Raw genomic sequence first — 13,300 nt, forward strand, 5'->3', positions numbered from 1 at the left:
CGGAGAACCATCCTAAGGCTCTCCGCATTTTTTATACCTCTTCTTCGGCACCTAACATTGCCTTTAATGGGCAATATAAAAAAGTACCTTCTGCAATTTTCATTGCACCTAAAACTATCATTCCATGGCCAATCATACAGCTAGGATTGCGTGCTATACGACCGATGCCGCATGAAGTCATTGAAACACCGCAAATAAGACGGATAAAAGCATTTCGTTCTGAAATGTTTTCATTTAGCAAAATACCCAACTCCTTATATAAAAGTAATTGAATCCCATCTTTAACGCTTTGCTTTATGAAAGTGCTATGATACGATAAAAATGTTAAGGCGACAAATTGCATACATAGTATGTGTATTTTTCGTGAGTAAATTCATTATAAGAAGGGAGCGTTTGAAGATGCCTGAAATGAAGTGGAAAATCAAAAATATTCGAGAGCAAGTATCGGTAATTGATGGTAAACTCGCACCAACAATTGTGCTCAAAAATGCACGCTATTTGCATAGTATGTTCAAAAAGTGGATGCTAGGGAACATTTGGATTTTACATGATCGAATCGTCTATGTTGGACAAGAAATGCCTGCTTTACTAGAAGGTACAGAAGTTGTTGATGTTACAGGGAAAACGATTGTACCGGGTTATATTGAGCCGCATGTTCATCCGTTCCAATTATATAATCCACAGTCTTTTGCTGATTTTTCTGCACAAACTGGGACGACGACATTTATTAGTGACAACATGTCATTTGCTGCACTTATGGATAATAAGAAAGCGTTTACAATATTGGATCAATTACAAGCTTTGCCATTTTCCTTTTACTGGTGGGCGCGTTTTGATTCGCAAACTGTAACAGAGCTTGAGGATAAAATGTATTCAACAGCATCTGTTATGGAGTGGCTAGAGCGAGATGATGTTTTGCTTGGCGGAGAATTGACTGGATGGCCAAAGCTTCTGCACGGGGATGACCAAATGCTATATTGGCTACAGTTAGCAAAAATAAATGGTAAAAAAGTCGAAGGACATTTTCCGGGTGCTTCCGAAAGAACGTTAGCACGCATGAAGCTGTTTGGAGCGGACGGTGACCATGAGGCGATGACAATTGATGAGGTGGAGAGTCGTATATTGCACGGTTATGCTGTGACACTTCGTTATTCTTCGATTCGTCCTGATTTGCCGAAGTTACTAAAAGATATCGTTGCTAGAGAGCTAGATGTTTTCAACCATTTAATGATGACTACGGATGGTTCTACGCCGAGCTTCTATAAAGATGGTGTAATGGATCAATGTATTCGATTAGCACTTGAAGCAGGAGTGAAGCCAATCGATGCTTATAATATGGTGACATATAATGTAGCGCGCTATTACAATATGACAGAGCTGCACGGTCTTATTGCAACAGGTCGTTATGCAACGCTAAATATTTTGGCAGATGAATTGTCGCCAACACCGGAAGCGGTATTATCAAAAGGGGTATGGTTGAAACGTGATACTAAGAAAGCCTATGCGTTGCCTTCAATTGATTGGTCGTCTTTAGGGACACTAAATGTAGACTTTAATTTAACAGATGAAGACTTCCAATTTTCGATGCCTATAGGGATTGAGATGGTCAATGATGTCATTACTAAACCTTATAGTGTGACGCTGCAGCTTAATCGTGGCGTACTAGAATCGACACATGATGAAAGTTATTTAATGCTCGTAGATCGTCAAGGGAAGTGGCGTATTAATACAATGATCAAAGGCTTTGCAACAAATGTACAAGGCTTTGCAACATCGTATTCAAATACTGGTGATATCATTTTAATCGGTAAAAGCATCGAAGAAATGAAATTTGCCTTCAACAAGGTAAAAGAACTAAATGGCGGTATTGTGCTAACAGAAAATAAAGAGATCATAGCTGCTATCGATTTACCGATTGGTGGAAGCTTATTTGATGGAGATGTAGAAACGCTTATTGAAAAAGAAGTTGCTTTAAAAGAAGCCCTTCGTACGCGCGGCTATCACTATACAGATGCAATTTACACACTATTATTTTTACAATCAACGCATTTGCCATATATTCGCATTACACGTAGAGGATTATTTGATGTCATGAAAAATAAAGTGATGATACCAGCTGTTATGCGTTAAAGGGGAGACAAGAGATGGGGTCAAAGGGAATATTATTTGCTGTACTATGTTCGGTACTTATTGTGGCAGGGTGTAACAAAGAAGACAAAGGTGAACAAGAAGTAGAAGATGTAGAAGTTATTGAAGAAACAGAAGATATTGAAGAAGTTTCCGAAGTATTACCTTTCACAACACCATTTACCGGTGAAAGAGTGGCTGAGGAAATTACGCAGCGTCCAATACTTGCTACGATTAACAATCATCCAGATGCACGTCCGCAGTCTGGTTTAGCTGAAGCTGATGTTGTGTATGAAATGTTAGCTGAAGGAGATGTCACACGATTTTTAGCATTATATCAATCACAAATACCGGACCAAATAGGACCAATTCGAAGTGCAAGATCCTATTTTATCGATATAGCGAAAGGTTTAGATGCATTTTATATAGCGCATGGTTATAGCCCAGAAGCAAAATCCATGCTAGCTAGTGGTGTTGTGTCAAATATTAATGGTATGCACTATGACGGCACTTACTTCAAGCGCTCATCTGAAAGGAGAGCGCCACATAACTCTTATATTTCAGGTGAAAATGTCATTGCTGGTGCTGAAAAAATAGGCGCTTCAATGATTTACTCTAAAAAAGTGTCTTATACTTTTTATGATAGCGAAGATAGTGTTAAGATAGGTATTAAGGCCAATCAAGTAAATGTCAAATATAGTCAAAATGGCTATTTTAATAGTTCATATATTTATGATGAAGAAACCGAACGCTATAAACGAACTTCCGCAAATATTGTCACAACAGATTATACAACAGGTGATGAATTGAAGCTTGCGAACGTTCTATTTTTTGAAATGCCTCATCGCATTATCGATAATGTAGGACGCCGTGATATTAATATTTCAACAGGAGGTAACGCATACGTGTTCCAAAAAGGAATGATGCGTGAAATCAACTGGAAAAATATCGATGGATTGCTTGTGCCAATTGAAACAGATGGAAGTGATGTACAGCTAGTGCCAGGGCAAACTTGGGTGCATTTCATACCAACATCACCAGGCTTAGCATCTGCTGTAACGTTTACGGAATAAAGAGGGAAGGGTAGAGAATATATGCAAATAGAAAAAATTCGTGGACATCAAACTGACCAACTATTTAAAGCTGTACTAGAATTAAAAGATATAGAAGAATGCTATAAATTTTTTGATGATTTATGTACAATTAGCGAAATTCAATCGCTTGCTCAACGTTTTGAAGTAGCTCATTTATTACGTTTGAAAAAAACATATGAAACGATAAAAAAAGAAACAGGTGCATCAACTGCAACGATTTCACGTGTACGCCGTTGCTTCGATTATGGAAACGATACGTATGACGAAATGTTAGGCCGTCTTTATCCGGATGAGAAATCGTTTCAAGCACCTAAATAAATTGAAATAGAGTCGTCTCGAAACTAGCGAGATGGCTCTTTTTTCGTTTTTTTTGTGTTATCAGTTATACTTGTGAGTGCATATAAAAACTATCAATAAGGTGGGGAAATGATGGATTATCAAAATTGGCGACATGTGTTTAAAATAGATCCAGCTAAGTACATTTCAGATGAAGATTTAGAAAAGATATGTGAATCTGGTACTGATGTAATTTTAGTTGGTGGTACGGATGGTGTCACACTAGACAATGTACTTGATATTTTAGTGCGAATACGCCGTTTTACAGTGCCGATTGCGCTGGAAATTTCTACGGTAGAATCAGTAACACCTGGCTATGATTATTATTTCATTCCTTCAGTGTTAAATAGTACGGATACGAAATGGGTAAAGGACTTGCACCATGAGGCAATTAAAGAGTATGGCGATATTATGGTGTGGGATGAGCTCGTTGCAGAAGGTTATTGCGTGTTAAATCCTGATTGTAAAGTAGCGCATGCCACAAGTGCGAATACGGATTTATCGGAAGATGACGTCGTAGCCTATGCTCGAATGGCAGAAAACTATTTCAAATTGCCAATTTTCTATTTAGAGTATAGCGGAACGTACGGAAATGTAGAAATAGTTCGTGCGGCAAAAGATGTGCTTTCAAATACAAAATTATTTTATGGCGGCGGTATTACATCTGCTGAACAAGCAGCTGAAATGGCCGCAATCGCAGATACAGTTGTAGTTGGCAATATTATTTATGATGATTTGCAGGCAGCTCTAAAAACAGTTGGTGCTGTTAAAAGTGTTATGATAAAATAGGAACTAACGTTCGTTTTAAGAGAGGTGCGAAATGGAACAAATTACAAAAAATCTACTTGTTGGGATGAATCCTCAGCAAGCAGAGGCAGTAAAGACGACAGAAGGACCATTGCTTATAATGGCGGGTGCGGGCTCAGGAAAAACACGTGTATTAACACACCGAATAGCCTATTTAGTCGTAGAAAAAGAAGTATATCCTTCCAAAATTTTAGCTATTACTTTTACAAATAAAGCAGCACGTGAAATGCGTGAACGTATCGATGGATTGCTTGGTAATGGTACGGGTGAACGCATGTGGGTATCTACATTCCACTCAATGTGCGTTCGCATATTACGTCGTGATATTGATAAGCTCGGTTTTTCTAAAAGCTTCTCGATTTTAGATAGTTCAGATCAGCTAACAGTTGTAAAAAATGTGCTCAAGGAACAAAATATTGATCCGAAAAAATATGAGCCGCGTGCCATATTAAACGCGATTAGCTCAGCAAAAAATGAATGCATTACAGCAAGTGGTTTCCAAGCAAGTATGAATGTGAATAACCCTTTCGAGAAAATCGTTGGACAAGTATACGAAGGCTATGAAAAACGTCTCCGTAAAAATCAATCACTTGATTTTGATGACTTAATTATGACGACTATTAAGCTCTTTGAAAAAGTACCAGAAGTATTGGAGTTTTACCAAAATAAATTTCAATATATACATGTCGATGAGTATCAAGATACGAACCATTCGCAATATCGTCTAGTACAAATGTTAGCGAAAAAATTCCGCAATATTTGTGTTGTAGGGGACTCTGACCAATCGATATATCGTTGGCGCGGTGCTGATATTACGAACATTTTATCATTTGAAAAAGACTATAAAGATGCCAAAGTCATCATGCTTGAGCAAAATTATCGTTCAACAAAACGTATTTTACAAGCTGCAAATGACGTTATCGAAAATAATGCAAGCCGTTATAAAAAGAAACTTCGAACGGATAATGATGACGGCGAAAAAATCGTAACATATAAGGCATACAACGAAATTGAAGAAGCTCAATACGTCGTACAGACGATTCAAAACATGATCCGAAAAGAAGGTCGTAAGCTAGATGATTTTGCGATTTTATATCGTACAAATGCGCAATCTCGTGCAATGGAGGATGTGCTCAAAAAATCGAATATGAACTACCAAATCGTTGGCGGCACGAAGTACTACGACCGTAAAGAAATTAAGGATTTACTAGCATACCTGCGTCTCATTGCTAATAATGATGATGATATCTCACTTGCACGTATTATAAATGAACCGAAACGAAGTATAGGTGCAACGTCGTTTGAAAAAATGGCAATGTACGCGATTGAACAGGATCGTTCCATTTTTGATGCGATGCAGGAGCTTGTGTTTATGGGCTTAACTGGAAAAGCGGCTGCATCTGCAGAGAGCTTTTACTCGATGATTCGTGATTTATCGGCGAAGCAAGAAACATTATCAGTAACAGAATTAGTTGAAGAAGTCATTGAACGTTCTGGCTATCGTAAAATGCTGCAAAGCGAAAAATCAATCGAAGCCGAAAGTCGTTTAGAAAATATCGAGGAATTTTTAACTGTAACAAAAGCATTTGAAGAGCGTAGTGAGGATCAGTCGCTTGTCGCGTTCTTGACAGACTTAGCGCTTGTTGCAGATATCAATTCGTTAGACGAAGAAGAAAAAGCAAAAGGCACAATTATTTTAATGACGATGCACGCAGCAAAAGGGCTAGAATTCCCGGTCGTGTTCATTATCGGTATGGAAGAAAACATCTTCCCTCACTCTCGTTCACTTGATGATAATGACGAAATGGAAGAAGAACGCCGCCTTGCTTACGTGGGCATCACGCGTGCTGAAGAAAAGTTATATTTAACATGTGCAAGCTCTCGCACAATTTTCGGTCGCTCGAGTTATAATGCACCTTCTCGTTTCTTAAGAGAAATTTCTGACGATGTGTTAGAACAAGTATCGAGAGCATCTAGTAGCTCAGAAGCAGATTCACTCCCATTCCGCTCGAGTCGATATGATCGTGCCACATCAAAGAGAACGCTAGGGGATATTCAAAAACCAGCATCACAAATTTCGCGTCTTCAATCTACAGGTGGTGATCAGCACAGCTGGAAAGTAGGAGACAAAGCGTTGCATGGCAAATGGGGTACTGGCACAGTCGTGAGTGTAAGAGGAGATGGAGAAAGCATGGAGCTAGACATTGCCTTCCCACAATTGGGTATTAAACGATTACTCGCAAAATTTGCCCCGATTACAAAAGGGTAGGAGGACTACAATGAACGAAATTGAAAAAAGAATAGCTGAGCTCAATCAATTGTTACACGATTATGGTTATGCGTATTACGTGTTGGACAAACCAGTTGTATCCGATGCTGTTTATGACCAGCTTTTACATGAATTAATAGCGCTAGAAGAGGCGAATCCTTCACTTATTTATCCAGATTCTCCAACGCAACGTGTCGGTGGTGCAGTGTTAAAAGGATTCCAAAAAGTAACACATGCTACCCCGATGCTTAGCTTATCCAATGCTTTTAACGAAGCTGATTTACGGGATTTCGACCGTAAAATTCGTCAAGCGATTGGTGATGATTTTTCGTATGTTTGTGAGCTGAAAATAGATGGCCTTGCGATTGCTTTACGCTATGAAAATGGTGTCTTTGTACAAGGCGCAACACGTGGGGACGGGCAAGTTGGTGAAGATATAACAGCGAACTTAAAAACGATTCGTGCGATTCCACTACGTTTAAAACAGCCGGTGACAATTGAAGTACGCGGAGAGGCGTATATGCCAAAAAAATCATTTGAAAGCTTAAATGAGGCACGTGCGGAAAATGGCGAGGAATTATTTGCTAACCCTCGTAACGCTGCGGCAGGTTCATTGCGCCAGTTGGATCCTAAAATTGCAGCAAGTCGTCAACTATCGACGTTTATTTATGCAGTTGGAGGAGACGGTGAAGCGTACTCAATCGATAGTCACGGGGAAATGCTTGATTACTTACAAACTCTTGGGTTCCCATCAAACCGTGAACGCGAAGTTTGTGCAACAATTGACGACGTATTAACGTTTATAGAAAAGTGGACTGCAATGCGGAATGATTTACCGTATGAAATTGATGGTATTGTTATTAAGGTAAACCGTTATGCACATCAAGATGAGCTTGGTTTTACAGCGAAAAGTCCACGCTGGGCGATTGCTTATAAGTTCCCAGCAGAAGAAGTCGTCACAACGTTGCTTGATATTGATTTAACTGTAGGGCGTACAGGTGTGATTACCCCTACTGCTATTCTAGCGCCAGTACAAGTAGCAGGTACAACAGTGGGGCGTGCTTCCTTGCATAATGAAGATTTAATTCGTGAAAAAGATATTCGCATAGGTGACACTGTCATTATTCGTAAAGCGGGCGATATTATTCCAGAAGTAGTTGGCGTCATTTTAGAGCAACGCCCGGATGATTCTAAACCATACGAAATGCCGACACACTGTATCGCGTGTGATAGTGAACTTATTCGTTTAGAAGGTGAAGTGGCTTTACGTTGTGTCAATCCAACTTGCCCTGCTCAAATTGCAGAAGGTATAAAACATTTTGTCTCACGCAATGCGATGAATATCGATGGTCTTGGCGAAAAGGTTGTAGAGCAACTACTACGTGAAGGCTATATTCATAATGTGGCTGATCTTTATTTATTACAAATTGAACAGTTAGTCGAGCTTGAGCGTATGGGGCAAAAATCAGCTACTAATTTAGTTGAAGCACTAGAGCGTTCAAAAGAGAACTCTTTAGAGCGTCTCTTATTTGGCTTAGGCATTCGGCATGTAGGAGAAAAAGCAGCAAAAATATTAGCGGAGCAATATGAAACAATGAATGCCCTAATGCAAGCGAAGAAAGAAGAACTTACAGCCATTCATGAAATCGGAGAAAAAATGGCTGATTCCGTTGTTGCATATTTTGAAAATGAAGAAGTGCAACTGCTTATTACTCGCCTAGCAGATGTCGGTATTAATATGACTTATAAAGGCAAGAAGATCCAAGTTGAAGCTGGTGCCAATCCGTTTGCAGGGAAAACAATTGTGTTAACAGGCAAATTGGAGCAATTGACACGTAACGAAGCAAAGGCGAAAATAGAAGAGTTAGGCGGTATTGTAACAGGTAGTGTAAGTAAAAAGACAGACCTTGTAATTGCCGGAGAAGATGCGGGCTCTAAACTAGATAAAGCACAAAGTTTAGGTATCGAAATTTGGGATGAAAACCGCCTAATCGAACAATTACAACAGTAAAGGAGTTTTGACCAATGACTCGATTTCGCTGGATGTCAGCGATATTAGCAACTGTCGTCTTACTTTCTGGTTGTACCCCTTCATTAAAGAAAGATACTGAAATGGTACAGAAGCCAGATGATACAGAAGTAGAAACGACAATTATCCCAAATATACAATTAAGTGAAAACTATTATAAAACTTTAATTCCGTATAAAGAAAGCGCCAGTAGAGGGCTTGTCGTATCGAATATTCATACGAAATATGATATGAAGGAAGTAGAAAATGGCTTAATGCGTATTTCACAAAACGAATTTAGTACCGATAAATACTTCTTCCAGGAGGGACAATATTTATCTGCTGAAACTGTTAGCTATTGGCTTGCGCGTGAAAACCAAACGAAGGATAAAGGACCGGAGTTGCAAGGGCTTAATCCTTCTAGCTTAGATGAAAATGAGAAAGAAATGGATCCAGTTGTTAGAGCACAAAAAGCTCCTATTTATTTATCACATATTGTTGAGCAAAATTATTTAACAATGACAGATGATAATAAAGTAAAGCTAGGTGGCGTCTCAATTGGACTTGCGCTAAACTCCATTTATTATTATCAAAAAGAACAGTACGGTGAATATTACGAGGAACCTATTCCAACAGCTGAGCTTGAAAAAGCGGGAAAAGAAATAGCTGCTGAAGTCATAACTCGTCTACGAGCAATTCCAGAGCTAGCAGATGTGCCAATCGTTATCGGCTTATTTAAGCAAGAAGCGCGTAATTCAATTGTACCGGGCACATATTTTGCGTATAGTGTTGCAAAAAGTGGACAGAATAGTTTAAAAGATTGGGTGGCATTGGATGAACAATACATTACATTCCCAATGTCTTCACCAGATGATATATACCGCGAAATGAACACGAGTTTCCAAAAATTTAAACAAGAAGTCGATAAATATTTCTCCAACTTTACGAGCGTAATTGGTACAGGTTTTTATCAAAACAAAAAGATTCAAAGTTTGGAAATTGAAATTCCGATTCAATTTTACGGTACGGCGGAGCTAATTGGCTTCACGCAATATTTAACAGGTGTCATGCTTGATCAATTACCGAAAGATATAAATATTAGTGTAAGTATTACGTCAGTAAACGGACCAGAAGCATTAATAAAAAAAGAGCGTAATAATAACAAGCCCTTTGTCCATATTTATGAGTGAAACCTCTGAAAAAGCAGTGTAACCTCCAGCGGTTGCACTGTTTTATTTTTAGTTTTATTATCGCTTTATCGCTTTAGTGTGTCATATGACGATAATTGGGCTAACATTGTTGAGAAGTTTCGTTATTTTTTTCAAAGCTATGATTTTTAAAATGAAAAATGTTATGATTATTGGCATGGTTAACTTTACTAAGCCTTATTTATTTAAATAAAAATAATGAATTTATCCTTTATTCGGAGGTGTAAGAAATGGCAAAATTAACAAAAGAAGAAGTAAAGCACGTAGCACACTTAGCGCGACTTGCAATTACAGAAGAAGAGGCAGAAAAATTTGCTGAGCAATTAGGTAAAATTACAGATTTCGCCGAGCAACTTAATGAATTAGATACAACAAACGTTGAACCAACAACACACGTATTACCATTAGTAAACGTGATGCGTGAGGATGTAGCTGGACAAGGCTTACCACGTGAAAAAATGATGCTAAACGTAAAAGAGCAAGAAGCAGGTCAAGTTAAAGTACCATCAATTTTAGACTAAAACATAAAAGGAGGGACCCTCATGACATTATTTGAACGCTCAGCGAAAGAGTTACAAGAAAGCCTACATAATGGGGAATTAACAATCGCTGAATTAACAAATGAAGCTTACGCACGCATTGAAGCATTAGAAGGCGATGTGCAAGCATTTTTAGCATTAAACAAAGAACAAGCAACAGCACAAGCGGCTGAAATGGATAAAGTGCCATTCGAGAAACGTGGACCTTTATTCGGTTTACCTATCGGGGTAAAAGACAATATCGTAACAGAAGGCTTAGAAACAACTTGTGCTTCTAAAATCCTTGAAGGCTTTATGCCAATTTATGATGCAACAGTAGTGAAAAAACTACGCGAAGCAGGCATGATTACAATTGGTAAATTAAACATGGACGAATTCGCAATGGGTTCTTCTAATGAAAACTCTGCATATAAAACAACTAAAAACCCTTGGAATATTGAACATGTACCAGGAGGCTCTTCAGGTGCATCTGCAGCGGCAGTAGCAGCAGGTGAAGTACCATTTTCACTAGGTTCTGATACAGGTGGTTCAATTCGTCAGCCAGCAGCATATTGCGGTGTTGTAGGGATGAAACCGACGTACGGTCGTGTATCTCGTTTTGGTCTTGTTGCCTTCGCATCATCTTTAGACCAAATCGGACCAATTACACGTAATGTACGTGATAACGCTTTATTATTAGAAGCAATTTCTGGTGTGGATGCAAACGATTCGACATCAGCAAACGTACCTGTACCAAACTACGCGGCAGCATTAAACGGTGACATTAAAGGTCTTCGTATCGCTGTTCCAAAAGAATTCCTAGGCGAAGGCGTTGGCGAAGCTGCGCGTCAGTCAGTACTTGACGCACTGGAAGTTCTAAAAGCTCAAGGCGCTACTGTAGAAGAAGTTTCACTTCCTCACTCAAAATACGCATTAGCAGCTTACTATATCCTTTCTTCTTCAGAAGCTTCGTCAAACCTTTCTCGCTTCGACGGTATTCGTTATGGATTCCGTGCTGAAGGCGTGAAAAATTTAATGGAGCTTTATAAAGAAACACGTGCACAAGGTTTTGGTGACGAAGTAAAACGTCGTATTATGCTTGGAACATACTCACTTTCTGCGGGTACTTACGATGCGTATTACAAAAAAGCACAACAAGCTCGTACATTAATCAAACAAGATTACGACAAAGTATTTGAAAACTATGACGTTATTATCGGACCTACTGCGCCAACACCAGCATTTAAAATTGGTGAAAATGTAGATGATCCAATGACAATGTACGCAAACGATATTTTAACTATTCCGATTAACTTAGCAGGTGTACCAGCAATTTCAATTCCATGTGGCTTTGAAAATGGTTTACCACTAGGGTTACAAATTATCGGTAAGCACTTCGATGAGGAAACAATTTACCGTACTGCATATGCTTACGAGCAAGCAACGGATTTCAATACAAAAACACCTCAAATTTGGGAGGTAAAATAACATGAACTTTGAAACAATAATCGGTTTAGAAGTACACGTTGAGCTTAAAACTGAATCTAAAATATTCTCAAGCTCACCAAACCACTTCGGTGCTGAGCCAAATACAAACACATCTGTAATCGATTTAGGTTACCCAGGTGTATTACCTGTATTAAATAAAAACGTTGTAGATTTCGCAATGCGTGCAGCACTTGCATTAAACATGGAAATCGAACAAGAAACAAAATTTGACCGTAAAAACTATTTCTATCCGGACAATCCGAAAGCATACCAAATCTCACAATTTGATAAGCCAATCGGGAAAAATGGCTGGATCGAAATCGAAGTAGATGGTTATACAAAACGTATTGGTATTACACGCCTTCATATGGAAGAAGATGCGGGTAAACTTTCGCACGCGGATGGCTATTCATTAGTAGACTTCAACCGTCAAGGAACACCACTTGTAGAAATCGTATCTGAGCCGGATATTCGCACACCAAACGAAGCGTATGCATATCTAGAAAAATTAAAATCAATTATCCAATATACAGGCGTTTCAGACGTTCGTATGGAGGAAGGCTCACTTCGTTGTGATGCTAACATTTCTTTACGTCCATACGGTCAAGAAGAGTTTGGTACAAAGGCAGAGCTTAAAAACTTAAACTCTTTCAACTTTGTTCGTAAAGGTTTAGAGCATGAGGAAGTACGCCAAGCGGAAGTATTACGTTCTGGCGGTGAGATTGAGCAAGAAACACGTCGTTTTGATGAGAAAACAGGGAAAACAATTTTAATGCGTGTCAAAGAAGGGACGGATGATTACCGTTACTTCCCAGAGCCTGACTTAGTGCACTTATCAATCGATGATGCATGGTTGGAGCGCGTAAAAGCGTCAATTCCTGAATTGCCAGATGCTCGTAAAGCTCGTTATGAAACAGAGCTTGGGTTAACAGCATATGACGCAGCCGTACTTGTTGTGAGCAAAGATATTTCTGATTTCTTCGATGCAACAGTAGCAGCTGGCGCAGATGCGAAATTAGCTGCTAACTGGTTAATGGGTGATGTTTCTGCATACTTAAACGCAGAAGGCAAAGAACTAAAAGATACAGCACTTACACCAGAAAATTTAGCAGGCATGGTAAAATTAATTTCTGATGGAACGATTTCATCAAAAATCGCGAAAAAAGTTTTCACGGAGCTAGTAGCAAATGGTGGAGACGCAGCGAAAATCGTGAAAGAAAAAGGCTTAGTTCAAATTTCTGATCCAGCTGTTATTCTTGGCTTCGTAACAGAAGTATTAGACAACGATGCAAAATCAGTAGAAGACTTCAAAGCTGGTAAAGACCGTGCGATTAAAGCACTTCTTGGTCAAATTATGAAAGCTTCTAAAGGACAAGCAAATCCACAATTAACAAACCAGATCCTTATGGAAGAAATTAATAAACGCTAATTTTTTTAGGCACGTG

General features: G+C 38.9%; 11 protein-coding genes. 10 read left to right on the forward strand and 1 reads right to left on the reverse strand.

What is annotated here, in order from left to right; genetic code table 11:
* Positions 1-31: 31 nt before the first annotated feature.
* Entirely contained in the window at positions 32-241 is a 210-nt protein-coding gene (locus tag AAFN87_RS19460) for a YgaP-like transmembrane domain (protein ID WP_347792723.1), read from the reverse strand.
* Positions 242-399: 158 nt separating this feature from the next.
* Between AAFN87_RS19460 and AAFN87_RS19465 the strand changes: the two genes are divergently transcribed.
* From AAFN87_RS19465 to gatB, 10 genes are all read left to right on the forward strand, one after another.
* A complete protein-coding gene (locus tag AAFN87_RS19465; protein ID WP_347792724.1) occupies positions 400-2,130 on the forward strand; it encodes an adenine deaminase C-terminal domain-containing protein in 1,731 nt (576 codons plus the stop codon).
* Positions 2,131-2,144: 14 nt separating this feature from the next.
* Complete coding sequence (locus AAFN87_RS19470; protein WP_347792725.1) at positions 2,145-3,200, forward strand: DUF3048 domain-containing protein; 1,056 nt, start codon at positions 2,145-2,147, stop codon at positions 3,198-3,200.
* Positions 3,201-3,221: 21 nt separating this feature from the next.
* The gene (locus AAFN87_RS19475; RefSeq protein WP_347792726.1) at positions 3,222-3,539 is read left to right on the forward strand and encodes a YerC/YecD family TrpR-related protein; all 318 of its coding nucleotides are present in this window, start codon (positions 3,222-3,224) and stop codon (positions 3,537-3,539) included.
* Between the two features lie 111 nt (positions 3,540-3,650).
* Positions 3,651-4,346 carry a heptaprenylglyceryl phosphate synthase gene (gene pcrB, locus AAFN87_RS19480; protein WP_347792754.1) on the forward strand — a complete coding sequence of 232 codons (696 nt, stop codon included), beginning with the start codon at positions 3,651-3,653 and terminating at the stop codon, positions 4,344-4,346.
* A 31-nt stretch (positions 4,347-4,377) separates the two neighbouring features.
* Positions 4,378-6,633 (forward strand): DNA helicase PcrA, encoded by a 2,256-nt coding sequence (pcrA, locus tag AAFN87_RS19485; protein WP_347792727.1) that lies wholly within the window; start codon positions 4,378-4,380, stop codon positions 6,631-6,633.
* 10 nt (positions 6,634-6,643) lie between these two features.
* Complete coding sequence (gene ligA, locus AAFN87_RS19490) at positions 6,644-8,644, forward strand: NAD-dependent DNA ligase LigA (RefSeq protein ID WP_347792728.1); 2,001 nt, start codon at positions 6,644-6,646, stop codon at positions 8,642-8,644.
* A gap of 14 nt (positions 8,645-8,658) precedes the next feature.
* The gene (locus tag AAFN87_RS19495; RefSeq protein WP_347792729.1) at positions 8,659-9,831 is read left to right on the forward strand and encodes a CamS family sex pheromone protein; all 1,173 of its coding nucleotides are present in this window, start codon (positions 8,659-8,661) and stop codon (positions 9,829-9,831) included.
* Positions 9,832-10,079: 248 nt separating this feature from the next.
* Complete coding sequence (gene gatC / locus AAFN87_RS19500) at positions 10,080-10,370, forward strand: Asp-tRNA(Asn)/Glu-tRNA(Gln) amidotransferase subunit GatC (RefSeq protein ID WP_347792730.1); 291 nt, start codon at positions 10,080-10,082, stop codon at positions 10,368-10,370.
* A 21-nt stretch (positions 10,371-10,391) separates the two neighbouring features.
* The gene (gene gatA / locus AAFN87_RS19505; RefSeq protein ID WP_347792731.1) at positions 10,392-11,855 is read left to right on the forward strand and encodes an Asp-tRNA(Asn)/Glu-tRNA(Gln) amidotransferase subunit GatA; all 1,464 of its coding nucleotides are present in this window, start codon (positions 10,392-10,394) and stop codon (positions 11,853-11,855) included.
* Position 11,856: 1 nt separating this feature from the next.
* On the forward strand, positions 11,857-13,284 hold the full coding sequence (gene gatB / locus AAFN87_RS19510; RefSeq protein ID WP_347792732.1) for an Asp-tRNA(Asn)/Glu-tRNA(Gln) amidotransferase subunit GatB: 1,428 nt from the start codon (positions 11,857-11,859) through the stop codon (positions 13,282-13,284).
* The last annotated feature ends 16 nt before the right edge of the window (positions 13,285-13,300 follow it).

The organism is Solibacillus sp. CAU 1738, from assembly GCF_039888725.1.
GTDB lineage: Bacteria > Bacillota > Bacilli > Bacillales_A > Planococcaceae > Metasolibacillus.

Bases quoted from the DNA above. Each gene is read 5' to 3' on its own strand.
- pcrB (WP_347792754.1), top strand. From the start codon at position 3,651: ATGGATTATCAAAATTGGCGACATGTGTTTAAAATAGATCCAGCTAAG.
- AAFN87_RS19465 (WP_347792724.1), top strand. From the start codon at position 400: ATGCCTGAAATGAAGTGGAAAATCAAAAATATTCGAGAGCAAGTATCG.
- ligA (WP_347792728.1), top strand. From the start codon at position 6,644: ATGAACGAAATTGAAAAAAGAATAGCTGAGCTCAATCAATTGTTACAC.
- gatB (WP_347792732.1), top strand. From the start codon at position 11,857: ATGAACTTTGAAACAATAATCGGTTTAGAAGTACACGTTGAGCTTAAA.
- AAFN87_RS19495 (WP_347792729.1), top strand. From the start codon at position 8,659: ATGACTCGATTTCGCTGGATGTCAGCGATATTAGCAACTGTCGTCTTA.
- pcrA (WP_347792727.1), top strand. From the start codon at position 4,378: ATGGAACAAATTACAAAAAATCTACTTGTTGGGATGAATCCTCAGCAA.
- gatC (WP_347792730.1), top strand. From the start codon at position 10,080: ATGGCAAAATTAACAAAAGAAGAAGTAAAGCACGTAGCACACTTAGCG.
- AAFN87_RS19470 (WP_347792725.1), top strand. From the start codon at position 2,145: ATGGGGTCAAAGGGAATATTATTTGCTGTACTATGTTCGGTACTTATT.
- AAFN87_RS19475 (WP_347792726.1), top strand. From the start codon at position 3,222: ATGCAAATAGAAAAAATTCGTGGACATCAAACTGACCAACTATTTAAA.
- gatA (WP_347792731.1), top strand. From the start codon at position 10,392: ATGACATTATTTGAACGCTCAGCGAAAGAGTTACAAGAAAGCCTACAT.